18 protein-coding genes are annotated in these 15,548 nt (G+C 72.4%); 4 read left to right on the forward strand and 14 right to left on the reverse strand.

Annotated features, from left to right (window positions below; all coding sequences use genetic code 11):
• Window positions 1-16 precede the first annotated feature (16 nt).
• Genes AC1DPN_RS05810 through AC1DPN_RS05820 form a run of 3 tightly spaced genes read left to right on the forward strand, consistent with a single transcriptional unit; the run spans window position 17 to window position 2,408 of the window.
• Window positions 17-778 carry a phosphatase PAP2 family protein gene (locus AC1DPN_RS05810; protein WP_477083741.1) on the forward strand — a complete coding sequence of 254 codons (762 nt, stop codon included), beginning with the start codon at window positions 17-19 and terminating at the stop codon, window positions 776-778.
• The gene (locus AC1DPN_RS05815; protein WP_477083742.1) at window positions 775-1,509 is read left to right on the forward strand and encodes a phosphatase PAP2 family protein; all 735 of its coding nucleotides are present in this window, start codon (window positions 775-777) and stop codon (window positions 1,507-1,509) included. The genes AC1DPN_RS05810 and AC1DPN_RS05815 overlap by 4 nt, the downstream gene beginning before the upstream one ends.
• Entirely contained in the window at window positions 1,506-2,408 is a 903-nt protein-coding gene (locus tag AC1DPN_RS05820; protein WP_477083743.1) for a diacylglycerol/lipid kinase family protein, read from the forward strand. The genes AC1DPN_RS05815 and AC1DPN_RS05820 overlap by 4 nt, the downstream gene beginning before the upstream one ends.
• Window positions 2,409-2,418: 10 nt before the next feature.
• Here AC1DPN_RS05820 and AC1DPN_RS05825 read toward each other — a convergent pair whose 3' ends face one another.
• The 14 genes from AC1DPN_RS05825 to AC1DPN_RS05890 form a co-directional block, all read right to left on the reverse strand.
• Window positions 2,419-3,204: a DUF1206 domain-containing protein gene (locus AC1DPN_RS05825; protein WP_477083744.1), complete on the reverse strand. Its 786-nt coding sequence runs from the start codon at window positions 3,202-3,204 to the stop codon at window positions 2,419-2,421.
• 73 nt (window positions 3,205-3,277) lie between these two features.
• Entirely contained in the window at window positions 3,278-3,577 is a 300-nt protein-coding gene (locus AC1DPN_RS05830; protein WP_477083745.1) for a hypothetical protein, read from the reverse strand.
• A gap of 237 nt (window positions 3,578-3,814) precedes the next feature.
• Window positions 3,815-5,029 (reverse strand): acetyl-CoA C-acetyltransferase, encoded by a 1,215-nt coding sequence (locus tag AC1DPN_RS05835; RefSeq protein WP_477083746.1) that lies wholly within the window; start codon window positions 5,027-5,029, stop codon window positions 3,815-3,817.
• Complete coding sequence (locus AC1DPN_RS05840) at window positions 5,026-5,673, reverse strand: CoA transferase subunit B (RefSeq protein ID WP_477083747.1); 648 nt, start codon at window positions 5,671-5,673, stop codon at window positions 5,026-5,028. Before AC1DPN_RS05840 ends, AC1DPN_RS05835 begins: the two co-directional genes overlap by 4 nt.
• Window positions 5,673-6,458: a CoA transferase subunit A gene (locus AC1DPN_RS05845; protein ID WP_477083748.1), complete on the reverse strand. Its 786-nt coding sequence runs from the start codon at window positions 6,456-6,458 to the stop codon at window positions 5,673-5,675. The genes AC1DPN_RS05840 and AC1DPN_RS05845 overlap by 1 nt, the downstream gene beginning before the upstream one ends.
• Window positions 6,433-7,629 carry a bifunctional 3-oxoadipate enol-lactonase/4-carboxymuconolactone decarboxylase PcaDC gene (pcaDC, locus tag AC1DPN_RS05850; RefSeq protein ID WP_477083749.1) on the reverse strand — a complete coding sequence of 399 codons (1,197 nt, stop codon included), beginning with the start codon at window positions 7,627-7,629 and terminating at the stop codon, window positions 6,433-6,435. The genes AC1DPN_RS05845 and pcaDC overlap by 26 nt, the downstream gene beginning before the upstream one ends.
• Window positions 7,626-8,816 (reverse strand): lyase family protein, encoded by a 1,191-nt coding sequence (locus tag AC1DPN_RS05855; RefSeq protein WP_477083750.1) that lies wholly within the window; start codon window positions 8,814-8,816, stop codon window positions 7,626-7,628. Before AC1DPN_RS05855 ends, pcaDC begins: the two co-directional genes overlap by 4 nt.
• The gene (gene pcaG, locus AC1DPN_RS05860) at window positions 8,813-9,370 is read right to left on the reverse strand and encodes a protocatechuate 3,4-dioxygenase subunit alpha (RefSeq protein ID WP_477083751.1); all 558 of its coding nucleotides are present in this window, start codon (window positions 9,368-9,370) and stop codon (window positions 8,813-8,815) included. Before pcaG ends, AC1DPN_RS05855 begins: the two co-directional genes overlap by 4 nt.
• Window positions 9,363-10,121 carry a protocatechuate 3,4-dioxygenase subunit beta gene (gene pcaH, locus AC1DPN_RS05865; protein WP_477083752.1) on the reverse strand — a complete coding sequence of 253 codons (759 nt, stop codon included), beginning with the start codon at window positions 10,119-10,121 and terminating at the stop codon, window positions 9,363-9,365. Before pcaH ends, pcaG begins: the two co-directional genes overlap by 8 nt.
• Complete coding sequence (locus AC1DPN_RS05870; protein ID WP_477083753.1) at window positions 10,118-11,314, reverse strand: 4-hydroxybenzoate 3-monooxygenase; 1,197 nt, start codon at window positions 11,312-11,314, stop codon at window positions 10,118-10,120. Before AC1DPN_RS05870 ends, pcaH begins: the two co-directional genes overlap by 4 nt.
• Before the next feature lie 8 nt (window positions 11,315-11,322).
• A complete protein-coding gene (locus AC1DPN_RS05875) occupies window positions 11,323-12,165 on the reverse strand; it encodes a fumarylacetoacetate hydrolase family protein (RefSeq protein ID WP_477083754.1) in 843 nt (280 codons plus the stop codon).
• A gap of 4 nt (window positions 12,166-12,169) precedes the next feature.
• A complete protein-coding gene (locus AC1DPN_RS05880; protein ID WP_477083755.1) occupies window positions 12,170-13,063 on the reverse strand; it encodes a fumarylacetoacetate hydrolase family protein in 894 nt (297 codons plus the stop codon).
• 93 nt (window positions 13,064-13,156) lie between these two features.
• Window positions 13,157-13,726: a carboxymuconolactone decarboxylase family protein gene (locus tag AC1DPN_RS05885; RefSeq protein ID WP_477083756.1), complete on the reverse strand. Its 570-nt coding sequence runs from the start codon at window positions 13,724-13,726 to the stop codon at window positions 13,157-13,159.
• Window positions 13,723-14,553, reverse strand: coding sequence for an IclR family transcriptional regulator (locus AC1DPN_RS05890; protein ID WP_477083757.1), 831 nt, complete (start codon window positions 14,551-14,553; stop codon window positions 13,723-13,725). The genes AC1DPN_RS05885 and AC1DPN_RS05890 overlap by 4 nt, the downstream gene beginning before the upstream one ends.
• A gap of 214 nt (window positions 14,554-14,767) precedes the next feature.
• Here AC1DPN_RS05890 and AC1DPN_RS05895 point away from each other — a divergent pair, with 214 nt between their 5' ends.
• A complete protein-coding gene (locus AC1DPN_RS05895; protein ID WP_477083758.1) occupies window positions 14,768-15,526 on the forward strand; it encodes an SDR family NAD(P)-dependent oxidoreductase in 759 nt (252 codons plus the stop codon).
• The last annotated feature ends 22 nt before the right edge of the window (window positions 15,527-15,548 follow it).

Consider the following 15,548-nt stretch of genomic DNA (forward strand, 5'->3'; position numbering starts at 1 on the left):
TGGCAGCGTTCTTCGGATGAGCCGCACCATCCTTCGCCCCGCGCACCCGGATCCACGGGCTTCGCGTGCCACGACGATCGCCGCCGGCCGCGCCCGCAGGCTCTCGCGCGCCGTGCTCGCGGGTGCGGCCACGGCGGCCGCCCTGCTCGTCCTGGGAGTGCTGACCCGAGACAAGTGGGACCCGCTCGTGGGGTTCGACGAGCGGGCGGTTGCCGCAGCGACGTCGTTCGCGGCGACCCGGCCCGCCTTGGTGGACGCCTTGTTCGCGTGGCAGTGGGCGTTCGAGGGCGTGCACCTGTTCGTGCCGGTCGCGGCGCTCTGCCTCGTCGTCTGGTGGCGGACCCGGATGACGACCCGGGTGCTGTGGGCGCTCGTGACGATCCTCACCGCGTGGGGTTTCGCGAACCTGGCGAAGGAGGTCGCTCGCCGGGCTCGGCCCGTGCTGGACGACCCGATCGCGCACGCCCCGGGCTACTCCTTCCCGTCCGGTCACGCTGCGAACACCGCAGCCATGACGACGGCCCTCGTCCTGCTCGTCTGGCCGGTCCTGCGCAGCCGTGCGCTACGGGTCACCGCAGTCGTCGGGGCCGCGCTGCTCATGGTCCTCACGGCGCTCGACCGGGTCCTGCTCGGCGCGCACTACCCGTCGGACGTCGTCGCGGGCATCATCCTCGGCGTCGGGATCGTGCTCGCCTCGTACCTCGGGTACCGGGGGTGGTCGTCGCATGACGGGGCCGGCCCGGAGTCGCAGTCGACGTCGACGGAGGTCGCCCGATGATGCTCGACCTGGATCGCTACGTGAACGACCCGTCCCGGCCTACCGGGCGCGAGGTGCGTCGTGACCTGGGGGTCCGCGTGGGGCTCCCCGCGATCGTGCTCTTCCTGGTGGTCGTCGGTGTCGGGCTGCTGCTCACCGGCCCGCTGGCGGAGCTCGGCGAGCGCGAGGTCGCGGTCAACGAGTGGTTCGTGGAGCAGCGCACCGACCTGCTGGACAGGCTCACGCTCGTGTGGAGCCAGATCGGGACCACCGAGACCGTCATCGGGATCTGCGTCGTCGTCGTCGGCCTGGTCTGGTGGCGCACGCGGCAGTGGTGGTACGCGATCATCCCTGCGATCGCGATCGCCGTGCAGGCTGCCGTGTTCATGCTGGCTGCGCTCGTCGTCGGACGTGAACGGCCGGACGTCGAGATGCTGGACGAGGCGCCGCCGACGTCGAGCTACCCGAGCGGTCACTCCGGTGCCTCGACGGCCCTGTACCTGACGCTCGCGCTGATGGTGCAGCGTGTGGAGCGCACCTGGGTGCGTGTCAGCGTGACGGTGATCCTGCTGATCCTCCCGATGCTCGTCGTGTACTCCCGCCTGTACCGCGGGATGCACCACCTGAGCGACGTCACCATGGGTGTGCTGAACGGCCTCGTGTGCGTGGTGCTGGCGTGGAACTACCTGCGCCGGTCGCCTCGCTCGGCAGAACAGGCCACCACCGTCGACGCCGTCGAGAGCGCCCGGTGACCCGCGTCGCAGTCGTCGCCAACCCGGCCAAGCTCGACGACGCGGAGAAGGTGCGGCACCTCGTGGACGAGGTCTGCGCGGGCCACGGGCTGGAGCGTCCGATCTGGCTCGAGACGACCGAGGAGGACCCGGGCGGGGGACAGGCGCGCGACGCGCTCGCGCAGGGTGCCGACCTGGTGTGTGCGCTGGGTGGCGATGGAACGGTCCGCGCCGTGGGCGAGGTGCTGGCCGGTGGTGACGTCCCGCTGGGTCTGCTGCCGGGCGGCACGGGCAACCTGCTCGCCCGCGCCCTGGAGCTGTCGATCGACAGTCTCGAGGACGCGCTCGAGGTCGCACTGACCGGTCGGACGCGGCGGATCGACGTCGGCGGGTTGAGGGTCGACGGCTCGGACGAGGAGCACGTGTTCCTGGTCATGGCGGGGATGGGGCTGGATGCCGAGGCCATGGACAGCGCCAACGAGCGTCTGAAGGGCGCCGTCGGCTGGCCGGCCTACCTGGTGTCAGGCGTTCGGGCGGCCGTCGGCGGCGGCTTCACCGCGCGCGTGCAGCCCCGCGAGGGCACGACGGTCCGGCGAGCGGTTCGCACGGTCGTCGTCGGGAACAGCGGCCGCCTGCAGGGTGGTCTCGAGCTCATGCCGGAGGCGAGCCTCGACGACGGTCTGCTCGACGTCGCCATCGTCGCCCCTCGCGGGCTCGTGGGCTGGGTCCGCACCGTGCTGACCGTCATGACGTCCGGTCGGGGGCACTCACACCTCGAGCGGCTCCAGATGACGGCCGTGCGGATCTCCACGGGTCATCCGACCGCGACCCAGCTCGACGGCGATTCGCTCGGCGACCACCGCACGCTCGAGTGCCGGGTCCGGCCGGGTGCGCTCCTCGTACGCGTGAGCGCGGAGTAGCACGGAGCCCTCAGGTGCGCGTGTAGCGAGCCCGGCCGAACGAGTACACGCCGTAGGCCGCGAAGCCTGCGGCGACCACCGTGAGCAGGACGGCGCCGAAGGGCTGGTCGGCCAGCGTGCGGAACGCCGCGTCCAGGCCGCCCGCCTCGTCCGGGCGGGCGTGCCAGGCAGCCGTGACGAACAGCGCACCGACGACCGCGAGCGCGACGCCCTTCGCGACGTAGCCGAAGCGCCCCGCGGCGACGACGAAACGTCCCGGGCTCTCCTGCAGGTCCTGGAGGAACTTCCGCTTCCACCCCTTGTGCACGTGGTAGACGGCCACCCCGATGACGACCAGCCCGACGACGGCCACGAGGACCCGGCCGCCCGGCTTCGCCATGAGGTCCGCGGTGAAGTCCTGGCTCTGGTCGCTGCTCGAGCTCGACGATCCCTGCGCGAACTTCAGTGACGTCCAGGCGAGCACGACGTACAGCACGGCCTTCGACGCCGACTTCACGCGGTCCCCGGCCTTCGCGCCCGAGCGGAATGCCTCGGTCACGTTCCACACCGCGAGCCCGGCGAACCCGAGCGCGACGACCCACAACATCGCCTGTCCGAGGGGGTGGGACGCGAGCGTCGCGAGCGCGCCCGACTGGTCCGCGCTCTTCGACGACCCGAACCAGGCGACCTGGACGGCGATGAACCCCAGCAGCAGGTGCAGCACGCCGCTCGCGACGTACCCGAGCCGCGCGAGGACTGTCGTCGCCGGGTGGTCGTTAACGCGCTGTGCGGTCTGGCTGACGTCGGAGCGTTCCATCGGGTCACCTTGGCACGGAGCGGCGCTGCTCGCGCTTCGAGCGCGTACGGACTCGGGCGGCCCGCCGTCGGCTTCAGGGCTGCTCGGCCGTGCCGAGCGTGCCGTGGCGCAGGACGCGCCAGACCGTGGGGAGGAGCTGCTTGCGCGAGACACCCTGCATGATGCGGGCGACCTGTCGTCCGGCGACCAGGACGCCGACCAGACCCACGATGGTCTGGACGACGATCACGGCGACCCAGACGTCCGTGCTGTCCAGGTCCCAGAGCTCGGCGATCACCGGAGCGAGCAACCAGACGGGCAGCCACCAGAGGGCGACGAGGACGACACCGACCCGCAGACGGGAGGGCGAGATCGCCCGGGTGGCCTGCTCCATCGCGGCACCTCACCCCGGGACTGCCGACGACGGTCGTCGCCGATGGCCGCGAGCCTAGCGACCCCCGCGGGGTGCTAGTCGACGAAGGGCGGGAGCAGGTCCTCGTCCAGGACCTCGGTCGCCGTGCCGGCGTCCGCCGTCGACTTCAGTGCTGCTTCAAACCGCCACCAAGGTGCGTTCATGACATCCATCGTCGTGCGGCGGCGACGTGGTGGGCAGGGCCGAAGGGCCTGTCCGTCAGGCCCGTTCGAGCACCGCGGCGAGAGCCTGCCCGCCGCCGATGCACATGGTCGCGACGGCCAGGTCGGCGTCGAGAGCGGGCATCTCGTGCGCGAGGGTCGCGAGCATGCGCACGCCCGTCGCGCCGATCGGGTGCCCGAGCGAGATGCCGCTGCCCCGGGGGTTCACGCGCGGGTCCTGCGGGTCGATGTCCCAGTCGGCCAGGCAGGCGAGCACCTGGACCGCGAACGCCTCGTTGAGCTCGAGCACGTCGAGGTCGACGAGCGTCAGGCCGGCCCGGTTCAGGGCGAGGTTCGTCGCGAGGACAGGGGCGACGCCGAACCGGCGGGGGTCGTTGCCGGCGACGGCCCACGAGCGCAGCCGGAGCATCGGCGTCAGGCCCAGCTCTCGGGCGCGCTCGGGTGTCGTGACGACGCACGCGGCGGCGGCGTCGTTCTGGCCGCTCGAGTTCCCGGCGGTGACGGTCGCGTCCGGGTCGGAGCCCGCGAGGACCGGGCGGAGCGCCGCGAGGGCGTCGAGCGAGGAGTCGGCGCGCGGGTGCTCGTCGCGGTCGACGACGACGTTCCCGCGACGGCCCGGGACGGTGACGGGGACGAGCTCGGCGTCGAACGCTCCCGAGGTCTGGGCGGCGACGGCTCGCTGGTGGGAGCGCAGCGCGAGGGCGTCCTGCGCCTCTCGGCTGATGCCGTACTCGGCGCGCAACGCCTCGGCCGTGCCGACATTCCCGTCGGGGGTGGGGTAGTCGACTCCGCCGACCATCACGCGACCGCGGGCGAGCGCGTCGTGCAGCATCAGACCGCCCGGCGGGAACCCGCGTCGCCCCTGCTCGGTGTAGAGGGGCGCGTTCGACATGGACTCCGCACCGAGCGCGATGATCACGTCGGCCACGCCGGTCTGCACCTCCATCGCGGCGTTGAGCACCGCCTGCAGGCCCGAGCCGCAGCGTCGGTCCAGCTGGTACCCGGTGGTCGTCACGGGGAAGCCGGCGTCCAGGGCCGCGACCCGGCCGAACGCGGGTGACTCGGTCGTCGGATAGCCCTGGGCCCCGATCACCGAGTCGACGGCGGCGGTATCCAGACCGGTCCGTTCGACGAGGCCGCGCAGCACGGTCGTCGCGAGCGTCCGGGCGTCCAGCGGCGCGAGAGCTCCGCCCATCCGGCCGACCGGCGTCCTCAGTGGCGAGCAGATCACGACCTCACGCAGCTCGGTCATGCCTGGTCCGCCAGCGCGACCTCGAAGGGGGCGCCGGTCGCCTCGCGCACCTGGTCCACGGTGACCCCGGGGGCCAGCTCGACGAGCCGCAGCCCGTCGCGCGTCACGTCGAGCACGGCCAGGTCGGTGATGATCCGGTCGACGCAGGCGCGTCCGGTCAGGGGCAGCGTGCACTGCTCGACGATCTTGGCGGTCCCGTCCTTGGCGACGTGCTCCATGACCACCAGCACGTGGGCCGCGCCGTTGACCAGGTCCATCGCCCCGCCCATGCCCTTGACCATCTTCCCGGGCACGGCCCAGTTCGCGATGTCACCGCCCGCCGAGACCTGCATCGCGCCGAGGATCGCGTGCGTGACGCGGCCGCCTCGGATCATGCCGAAGCTCGCGGCCGAGTCGAAGTACGCGGCCCCCGGCAGCACGGTGACGGTCTCCTTGCCGGCGTTGATGAGCTTGGGGTCCGCCTCGCCCTCCCACGGGTAGGGGCCGACGCCGAGGATGCCGTTCTCGGAGTGCAGGACGACCTCGACGCCCGGTGGCAGGTGGTTCGGAATCAGCGTCGGTAGGCCGATGCCCAGATTCACGTAGGAGCCGTCCTCGAGCTCGAGGGCGGCGCGGGCGGCCATCTGGTCGCGGGTGAGCGGCATCAGGACTCCTCGACCGGGCGCACGCGGACGGTCGTCTTCTCGATCGGCAGGTCGGCGGACTGCTCGGGGGTGAGCAGGACGACCCGGTCGACGTAGATCCCGGGCAGGTGGATGTCGTCGGGTCCGAGCTCGCCGGGCTCGACCAGCTCGTCGACCTCGGCGATCGTCACCCGGCCGGCCATGCCGGCGAGCGGGTTGAAGTTGCGCGTCGACTTCTCGAACCGCAGGTTGCCGTGCCGGTCGCCGACCGCGGCGCGCACCAGCCCGTAGTCCGTCGTGATCGCCTCCTCGAGCACGTACTCGCGGCTCCGGCCGAAGGCGACGAACGGGCGCAGCTCCTTCGGAGCGCTGGCCAGGGCCACCGAGCCGTCGGGGGAGTAGCGCAGCGGCATCCCACCGTCGGACACCGCCGTGCCCGCGCCCGCGGCCGTGTAGAAGGCGGGGATGCCGACGCCTCCGGCGCGCAGCCGTTCGGCCAGCGTGCCTTGCGGCGTCAGCTCGACCTCGACCTCGCCGCCCAGGTACTGGCGGGCGAACTCCTTGTTCTCGCCGATGTAGCTCGCAACGACCCGCCGGATCCGACCGGCGGAGAGCAGCTCGCCCAGCCCCCAGCCGTCGACGCCGCAGTTGTTGGACACCACCTCGAGCTCGTCGACACCGGTGGCGAGCAGGGCCCGGATCAGGGCGATCGGCACCCCGGACAGGCCGAAGCCCCCCACGGCGAGCGACGAGCCCGACCCGATGTCGGCGACGGCCTCGTCAGCCGTCGCGACCGTCTTGTCCATGTCCTTCTCCTTGGCTCTCGGTGAAGACGTCTCGGGCGACCGCCAGTGCTGCGTTGGCGGCTGGGAGCCCCGCGTACAGCGCGGTGTGCAGCATGACCTCGGCGATCTCGTCGGGCGTCAGCCCGTTGCGCAGCGCCGCGCGCACGTGCATCCGCAGCTCGGCGTGGTGACCGCCCGTGACCAGGCTCGCGAGGGTGGCGATCGAGCGCTCGCGTCGCGACAGCCCGGGCCGCGCCCACACCTCGCCCCAGGCGTAGCGCGTGAGGAAGTCCTGGAACGCTGCGGTCTGCGGGGTCGTCGCGGCGATGGCGGCGTCCACGTGCGCGTCGCCCAGGACCTCCCGACGAACCTGCATCCCGCGCGTCCGGGCGTCGGTGGGCCCGGCGAGGTGGTCGCGCAGCAGGCCCGCCACGGTTGCCGGTTCTTCGAGCACGGCGAGGTGGCCCGCCGACGCGATCGTGGCGTGCCGCGCCGAGGGGAACGCCTCCGCGAGCTGCTGCATGGAGGCGGACGTGGTCACCTGGTCGTGCGCTCCGCTGACCAGGAGGGTCGGCGCGACGACGTCGGCGACGCTGTTCGTCCGGTCGAACGTGGCGAGCGCCTCCGCGCAGCGCGCGTAGGACTCGTCGTCCACGTCGAGCAGCGCGTCGAGGGCGCGCGCACCGGCGCGGTCGCCGCCCGCGAGGAAGCCCGGCGCGAACCAGCGGGTGGCGCTGCCGGCCACGAGCGACGCGGTCCCGCCCGAGCGGACCTGGTCGGCGCGGTCGGCCCAACCCTGGGCGGTGCCGATCCGCGCGCCGCTGCAGGACATCGTCAGGCTGAGCACCCGCTCGGGGTGCGTCGCGGCGAGCTCGAGCGCGACCGCGCCCCCCAGCGAGACACCGGCGACGTGGAAGGACCCGCCGCCCGCCTCGTCGACGACGTCGAGCACGGCACTCGCGAGGTCCGCGACCGTGAAAGCGTCGTCGGCCGCCGGGCTCGCGCCGTGCCCGGGCAGGTCGACGCGCAGGATGCGCAGCCCGGCGCTCGCGGGGTCGGCTCGCAGGTGCGCGACGACGCCGTCCCAGAGCGCCGCAGTGGTCCCGAGCGACGGGAGCAGGACGAGCAGGTCGGAGCGGGCACCCGGTGCCGTGCCAGGGACGAACGAGCCACGCAGGCGAGGGACGCTCATGGACGCTGCCCCTCGTCGACGGTGCTGCGGAACCGGCCGACGGCCGCGTCCACGACTCTGCCGCACGCGGCGAGCGTCATGTCGTCCGCGACACCGACCTCGGCGGCGGCCAGGTTCCGTGCCGCCGCCTCCCGGCGTACCGAGAGACCCGCGACCGTGCGCGCAGCCGCGTCGGCGGACCCGGCCGCGAGGCGCAGCAGGTCCCGCAGCGGCGACCACTCGGCGTGCCACTCGCCCGCGGGTCGCTCGTCCACCGAGACCGCCGAGCGGGCGATCGTCGACAGCAGCCCGGGGGTCTGCAGTGCCGCCATCGTCAGGACGACCGGACCGACCGGGTTGCGCTTGTGCGGCATGGCCGACGATCCGCCACCGCCGGACAGGGCGAGCTCGGCGACGCCCTCGCGGGAGCCGCGCACGAGGTCACGGCCGATCCGGCCGAGGACGGCGGTCACGGTCGCGGCCGTGGTCGCGAGCTCCAGGACCGGGGTCCGCTCGGAGTGCCAGGAGCGCCCGGGGTCGTCGAGCCCCAGCTCGGCGGCGAACGCGGACCGCAGGGTCGTGATCGCCCCCGGGTGCCCCGCGGCGCGGTCGGCCTGCTCGCCCGTGCCGACGGCGCCGCCGAGCTGTACCGGGTACGAGGTGCGGTCCACGGCCGCGATCGCCGAGGTGATGCCGTCGAGCCAGCCGGCGACCTGCGCGCCGAGCGTGGTCGGCGCTGCGTTCCGCCCGAGCGTGTGTCCGACACGGACGGAGCTCCGCTCGGCGTCGGCGAGGGTGGCCAGCGCGGCGCCGGCCGTCACGAGACGCTCCCGGGCCAGCTCGAACGCCGTCTTCGCGACGCGCACGAGGGCGGTGTCGAGGATGTCCTGGCTGGTCGCGCCCGCATGCAGGCGCTCGGTGGGCACGGCGGCGCGTTCCAACAGCCCGCGCAGCTCGCGCACCAGGGCCACGACCGCGACGCCGTCCTGCGCGACCCCGCCGGCGAGCGCGGCACGGTCGAGTGCTGCGGGGTCGAGCGCTTCGAGCGCACGAGCAGCGGAGTCGTCGTCGGTTCCGTCGACGCGTCCCCATGCGCGCAGCAGCGCTGCCTCGACCTGCACCATCGCGGCGAGCACCTGGTCGTCGCCGGCGACGTCGCGCGTGCCCGCGGTCGCGGGCTGGAGCAGACCCCAGTCGCTGGTGGTCACCGCGGCGTCCCGTAGTCGAGGAAGACGGTCTCGCCCGTACCCTGCAGCCGGATGTCGAACCGGTAGGACCGGGCGCCGTCGGGCACGGCGACGAGCGTGGCGCGGCGATCGGCGACGACGCGCTGCAGGAGCGGGTCGGCGGCGTTCGCGTCGGTCTCGTCGCCGAAGTAGGCGCGGGTGAGCAGGTGGTTCAGCAGGCCGCGGGCGAACACGGCGAGGACGACGTACGGCGCGGACCCCGGTCGGCTGCTGCCCGGCTTGACCGTGCTGAACGACCACCGGCCGTCGCGCGACGTCCCGGTGCGGCCGAACCCGGTGAACCCGTGAGGATCACGGTCGAGGGACCCTCGCTCCGTGGACGGTCGGCCGTCCACGTCGGCGCCCCACAGCTCGACGAGGGCGTCGGGAACCGGCGTCCCGTGGCCGTCGAGCACGACGCCGTGCAGACGGATCGCGTCGGGCTGCCAGGGCGCCCGGACGTCCGGGCCACCCGCGTACGGCAGCGCGTAGCCGAAGAAGGGGCCGACGGTCTGGGCTGGCGTCTGCTCAGGCATGGTCCGCGTCCTCCGGCTCGGTCCAGGTCGCGCGCGGGCCCGTGAGCACGACGTCCCAGCGGAACCCGAGCGCCCACTCCGGCACGCTCACGTCGTGGTCGTACGTCGCGACGAGCCGGTCCCGTGCGGCCGGGTCGGTGATCGACTGGTAGATCGGGTCGAGCCCGAACAGCGGGTCGCCCGGAAAGTACATCTGCGTGATCAGCCGCTGGGTGAACGCCGTGCCGAAGAACGAGAAGTGGATGTGGGCGGGCCGCCACGCGTTGCGGTGGTTGCGCCACGGGTAGGGCCCGGGCTTGATGGTGACGAGCCGGTACGAGCCGTCGTCGCCGGTGACGACACGGCCCACGCCGGTGAAGTTCGGGTCCAGGGGCGCGGGGTGCTGGTCGCGCTTGTGCACGTACCGTCCCGAGGAGTTGGCCTGCCAGACCTCGAGGAGCTGGTTCGCGACGGGCCGGCCCTCGCCGTCCAGCACGCGCCCGGTCACGATGATCCGCTCGCCGAGCGGCTCGCCCGGGTGCTGGATGGTCAGGTCCGACTCGTGCTCGGCGACGTCGGTGTGGCCGAAGGCGGGCGAGACGAGCTCGATCTCCTCGGGGTCCGCCCGGACGAGCTCGTGCGTAGGGTGCCGCAGGACCGTGGACCGGTACGGCGCGAAGTCGAGCCGCGGGTGGATGACGGCGCGCGCATCCTCGCGAGCGTGCCGGTCGGCGATCTCCGCGGAGATCGTCGCCTGGCCCTCCTCGGTCATGCGCCCTCCCTGAACGGCAGTCCGGCGTACTGCTCGGCGAGGCTCTGCTGCGCCGCGCGCGAGTGCGTGACGTACTCGAGCTGACCGACCTGGCTGCGGTAGCGGAACCCGCGCGACGATGCGTCGGGCTCCCCATCGTGCACGTGCAGCATCTGCGTCATCCACTGAGAGAAATGTTGCACCTTCCACTGCCGCGCCAGTGCCCGTTCGCTGTACCTCGCCAGACCGCTGTCGTCGCCGGCACGCTGGTCCAGCAGAGCCTGCCCCAGCAGCGCGACGTCCGCGACCGCGGAGTTCAGGCCCTTGGCGCCGGTCGGCGGCACGATGTGGCCCGCGTCGCCGGCGAGGAACAGCCGGCCGTGCGACAGGGTCGAGGCCACGAAGCTGCGCATCGGGGTGATCGACTTCTCGGTGACCGCCCCCTGCGCCAACGTCCACCCGTCGATCCCGAGGCGCGTCTGCAGCGCCTCCCAGATCCGCTCGTCGCTCCAGTCGTCGATGACCTCGTCGGGCGCGACCTGCAGGTAGAGGCGAGACACCGCGCGCGACCGCATCGAGTGCATCGCGAACCCGTCGCGGTGGAGCGCGTAGATGAGGTCGTCCGTCGACGGCTCGACCTCCGCGAGGATGCCGAGCCACGCGTACGGGTACGCGCGCTCCCACGCAACCTGCGCCGCGGCGGGCAGCGACTGCCGGCAGATGCCGTGGTAGCCGTCCGCGCCGACCACGACGTCGCACGAGAGCTCTACCTCGCCGCGACCGTCGACGTAGCGCACGGTCGGGCTCGACGTCGTCAGGCCGTCCACGTGCACGCCGGTCGCCTCGAACCGGACGTCGGACCCGATCCGGCCGTGCTCCGCGAGCAGGTGCGCGACGAGAGCCTGCTGCCCGTACACGGTCACCGTGCGCCCGACGAGATCGACGAAGTCGAGGTGGTGCCGCTCGCCCTCGTACTGCAGGTAGATGCCGTGGTGGGTCAGCCCGCGTCGACGCAGGTCCTCATCGAGGCCCAGCGACGCGAGCAGGTCGACCGTCCCCTGCTCGAGCACGCCCGCGCGGACCCGGCCGAGCAGGTGCTCACGCGACGTGCGCTCGATGATCCGGAACGTGACGCCCGCCTGCGCGAGGATGTGCCCGAGCGTCAGGCCTGCCGGGCCCGCGCCGATGATCGCGACGCTCGTGGACTCCTGCATGGTCGGGGTCACCGCCCGGCGACGAAGGTCTGGCGGATCTCGCCGATGCCGTCGACGCTGCTGACGAGCGTCTCGCCCGGCTGCAGGAAGCGTGGCGGCGTCCGTCGGTTGCCGACGCCGGCGGGAGTGCCGGTGAAGATGAGGTCGCCCGGCAGCAGCCGGCACACGGCCGAGAGCCGGGCGACGAGGTCGTCGACGGGGAAGATCAGCTCGCTCGTGCGCCCGTGCTGGATCACCTCGTCGCCGATCCGGGACGCGAAGCCGACGTCGTCCCGGTCCGGCAGCTCGTCGGGCGTGACGACGACGGGTCCGGTCGGACCGAACCCGGGGTGCGACTTGGCCAGCGAGAACTGCGGGGGAGTGCCCGTCAGCTGCAGCACGCGCTCCGAGAGGTCCTGCCCGACCGTAAGCCCGGCGATCGCGTCCCACGCCTCGGCCCGCGGGATGCGGTAACCACCGCGGCCGACGACGGCGACGACCTCGATCTCCCAGTCGACGTGCCCCTCGGGCAGCTCGACCGTGGTGACGGGGCCGGCGATGCTGCTCGGGAACTTGGTGAACACGAGCGGCTCGTCCGGGGCCACGAACCCGGCCTCGGCGGCGTGCGGCCGGTAGTTCAGGGCGATCGCGAACACCTGCCGGGGCGCCGGGACGGGCGCCCCGAGGCCGTCGGGAGTGATGCCGACCGAGCCCGACCAGTCGGCGCTCGCTGCCCAGTCGACGACCTCGGACCAGCGCTCGAGCGCGGCGACCGGGTCCGACGGGAGCGTGCCGGCGGACCCGGTCGCCACGTCCAGCGCCCGGTCGTCGCGGACGAGGACGAACCGACCGTCGAGAGTGCCGAACCTCATCGCGTCAGCCGAGGGGCGAGGAGTAGAGGTCGATCGTGTACGGCTCGGTGTCGTGCGCCGCGCTCCACGGGACGACGTGGTTGCGCAGCACGCCGACGCCCTCGATCTCCGCCTCGATCCGGTCACCCGGCTGCAGGTAGAAGTCGAACGGGTTCGGCTGGATCGCGGCGACGCCGGAGATGGTCCCCGTCGTGATGATGTCGCCCGCGCTGTAGCCCTGCGCCGAGTGGTAGGCGACCAGGTGGGGCAGCGAGATGATCATGTCGGACGTGTTGCCCTGCTGGCGGACGTCGCCGTTGACCCGCAGTTCCATGCGCAGGCTCTGCGGGTCGGGGATCTCGTCCTTGGTGACGATCCACGGGCCGATCGGGCAGAACGTGTCGATCCCCTTGGAGAACGAGAAGACCCCCGACTTCATCTCGCGGCGCTGGATGTCGCGCGCGGTGATGTCGTTGAACACGAGGTAGCCGGCGATATAGTCCTCGGCCTCTTCGGGCCCGAAGAACTTCCCGCTCTTGCCGATGACGACGCCCAGCTCGAGCTCGTAGTCCATCTCGCGCGTCAGGCCCTCGGGGTACACGATCGCCTCGTCCGGGCCAATGATCGCGTCGACGTTCTGGAAGAAGACGATCCCCTTGTGCACGGGGTGCGACCAGTTGACCGCGGTGAGCTCCTCGTGGTGGGCGGCGAAGTTGCCGGCCGTGTGGAAGAACTTCTTGGGCACGATCGGGGCCCGCAGCGTCACCGCGTCCAGGGCGAACCTGCGCCCGGTCTCCTCGACAGCGCCTGCGGTGCCCCCGCGCTCGAAGTACTCGCGCGTCGAGCCGACACCCAGCTCCACGACCTCGGATCCGTCGACGTAGCCGACCTGGCCCTCGTTGAACGTCACGAGCTTCATCGCTCGACCCTCTTTCACTCTACGAAAGTTAGTTTCACAATTCTGATGACGCGATGGTCCGGGTGTCAAGCGAGCACGAGGCGTGTCCGGTCGTCAGGGCGACGGGGCGCTCACGCGCAGCACCCGGAGCTGCAGCGCGAGCGTGTCGTAGTAGCCGACGAGCGTGAGCAGCTCGAACACCTGGGAGAGCCCGAGCGCCTCGACGGCCGCGGCGAACTCGTCGTCGTCGAGGTCTCCGGCGTCCAGGAGCCGGTGCGTGGTGCGGGCCACGACGCGTTCGACCTCGGACCCGAGCAGGTCGTAGTCGTGCGAGCGCAGGGCGTCCAGCTCGGCGTCGGTGAGCCCCACGTGGCGTCCCACGGCCTCGTGGGCGTACCACTCGAACGCGGAGTCGCGGTGGACGGCCACCACGAGGATGGCGACCTCCCGCGCACGGTCGGAGAACGTCGTCCGGTAGCGCACGGCCGCGCCGAGGGCCTGCAGCGCCATCCCGACGCCGGGCTGCAGGAGGAAGGCGTTGAACGGACCTTCGAGCGCACCGTCCTCGTCGACGAGGCGGAAGAGCGCCGGTCCCTGCGCTCGGGGGCCGCCGGTGACGGCGTCGTAGACGGCCCTCTGGGCCTCGTCGAGAGAGGCGGGATCGAGCTTGGGCGCCCGGGTCACGCGTGGCCGCCGGACAGCAGCGCCGAGATCTCCCCACAGGTGTCCAGGAGCGTCGGCCGCAGCTCGCGCACGATCCGTTGCGTCGACCAGTCGCGCGCCTGGACGGCGAGGTTCACGCCCGCCACGACGCGCCCGCCGCCGCCCGTGACCGGCCCGGCGACCGAACGAAGCCCGTACGCGAGCTCCTCATCCTGCATCGCCCAGCCCTGCTGCCGGATCTGCTCGAGCTCGGTGCGCAGCTCGTCGAGCGAGACCTTGGCGTTCGGTCCGTGCTGTGCCGCGAACGACTCCGGGGTGATGCGGGAGAGCAGGTCGTCCTCGTCCAGGTGGGCGAGCAGGAGCTTGCCGATCGACGTCGTGACGGCCGGCAGCGTCGAGCCGACCTGGATGTTCGCCGTGACCAGGTCGCTGTTGCGCAGCCGCACGAGGTACAGCACGCGATCACCCGTGAGCACGGCGAGGTTCACGGTCTCGCCCGTGCTCTCGCTCAGCCCCTGCAGCTTCGGCGTCGCGACGCCGACGAGGTCCAGGCTGCGCAGCGCGGCGGACCCGAGCGTGAGCGTGCGCACGCCCGGGCGGTAGTCGCCGTTGGGGAGGTGGTCGAGGTAGCCCTCGGACGCGAGCGTCTGCACGACGCGGTAGACCGTCGGCATCGGCAGTCCGGCCGCTGCGGCGAGGTCGGTCACGCGCCAGGAGGGGCGCTGCTCGTCGAACAGGCTCAGGATCCGCAGGCCCTTGGCGAGCGCCTCGACGCGGTACTCGCGCTTCTCGGCCGGTCCGCCTTCGGACAGGTCGGCGTCGGTGGCGACCTTGGTCTTGGGGGGCATCGAAGTCCTCCGTGCTCGTCGGCTGCTCGTCTTCTGGTGCGTCTTCTGGTGCGTCTTCTCGTGCGTCGTCCCGGATCTCGGCGTCAGCCTAGGGGGAACGGTCTGCGACGCCTGGACAGGCTCGCGGTCTCTACCATAGTCTACTGGAAAGCGACTTTCACGATGTGAAAGTTTGAGGCTGGAGCAGGGCGAGATCGAAGGGACATCGGGGTCCATGGGGGATTGGCTCGGTCTAGCGGGCAGGCCCGCACTCGTCGTCGGAGCGGGAGGGCTCGGCGGCGCCAGTGCGCTCAGCCTCGCCGTCCAGGGTGCGCACGTCGTCGTCGCGGACAAGGACGAGGCCGCGCTCGAGTCTGTCGCGCACGCCGCGAAGGACGAGGGCGTCGAGGTCGTCACGGTGCGCGCGGACGTCTCGACGCCCGAGGCCTGCAGGGCGCTCGTCGCGGAAGCCGCGTCGCTCGTCGGGACTCCGCGCATGTTCCTGCACGCGGTCGGGCGCAACGACCGCCGGCCCGTGCTGGAGCTCGACGACGACGACTGGCAGTCGATCCTGACGCTCAACCTCTCCACCGCGTGGTGGCTCGGCCAGGAGATCGGGCGCCGCATGGTCGTGGACGGGGGCGGGCGCATCGTGTTCGTCTCGTCGGTCTCGGCCCTGCTCGCCCACGCCAACCACGCGCCGTACGCGGCGACCAAGGGCGGCATCAACCAGATGATGCGTGTCATGGCTCGTGAGTGGGCGCCGCACGGCATCGCCGTGAACGCGGTCGGCCCCGGGTACGTCGAGACCGACCTCACCCGCAGGTACCTCGACAGCGACGGGCACCGCGAGGAGCTCGAGTCGCTCGTCCCGGCGGGTCGCCTGGGCCGCCCCGACGAGGTCGCGGACGCTGTGACCTACCTGCTCTCCGAGCGGGCGGGATTCATCACCGGGCAGTGCCTCTACATCGACGGCGGACGCACCCTCGTCTGACCGCCAACCAGCGACCGATACA

It is taken from the genome of Cellulomonas sp. P4_H4 (assembly GCF_056400865.1).

Coding starts and splice junctions, on each gene's coding strand:
- AC1DPN_RS05810 (WP_477083741.1), top strand. CDS start 17: ATGAGCCGCACCATCCTTCGCCCCGCGCACCCGGATCCACGGGCTTCG.
- AC1DPN_RS05815 (WP_477083742.1), top strand. CDS start 775: ATGATGCTCGACCTGGATCGCTACGTGAACGACCCGTCCCGGCCTACC.
- AC1DPN_RS05825 (WP_477083744.1), bottom strand. CDS start 3,204: ATGGAACGCTCCGACGTCAGCCAGACCGCACAGCGCGTTAACGACCAC.
- AC1DPN_RS05830 (WP_477083745.1), bottom strand. CDS start 3,577: ATGGAGCAGGCCACCCGGGCGATCTCGCCCTCCCGTCTGCGGGTCGGT.
- AC1DPN_RS05835 (WP_477083746.1), bottom strand. CDS start 5,029: ATGACCGAGCTGCGTGAGGTCGTGATCTGCTCGCCACTGAGGACGCCG.
- AC1DPN_RS05840 (WP_477083747.1), bottom strand. CDS start 5,673: ATGCCGCTCACCCGCGACCAGATGGCCGCCCGCGCCGCCCTCGAGCTC.
- AC1DPN_RS05845 (WP_477083748.1), bottom strand. CDS start 6,458: ATGGACAAGACGGTCGCGACGGCTGACGAGGCCGTCGCCGACATCGGG.
- pcaDC (WP_477083749.1), bottom strand. CDS start 7,629: ATGAGCGTCCCTCGCCTGCGTGGCTCGTTCGTCCCTGGCACGGCACCG.
- pcaG (WP_477083751.1), bottom strand. CDS start 9,370: ATGCCTGAGCAGACGCCAGCCCAGACCGTCGGCCCCTTCTTCGGCTAC.
- pcaH (WP_477083752.1), bottom strand. CDS start 10,121: ATGACCGAGGAGGGCCAGGCGACGATCTCCGCGGAGATCGCCGACCGG.
- AC1DPN_RS05870 (WP_477083753.1), bottom strand. CDS start 11,314: ATGCAGGAGTCCACGAGCGTCGCGATCATCGGCGCGGGCCCGGCAGGC.
- AC1DPN_RS05875 (WP_477083754.1), bottom strand. CDS start 12,165: ATGAGGTTCGGCACTCTCGACGGTCGGTTCGTCCTCGTCCGCGACGAC.
- AC1DPN_RS05880 (WP_477083755.1), bottom strand. CDS start 13,063: ATGAAGCTCGTGACGTTCAACGAGGGCCAGGTCGGCTACGTCGACGGA.
- AC1DPN_RS05890 (WP_477083757.1), bottom strand. CDS start 14,553: ATGCCCCCCAAGACCAAGGTCGCCACCGACGCCGACCTGTCCGAAGGC.
- AC1DPN_RS05895 (WP_477083758.1), top strand. CDS start 14,768: ATGGGGGATTGGCTCGGTCTAGCGGGCAGGCCCGCACTCGTCGTCGGA.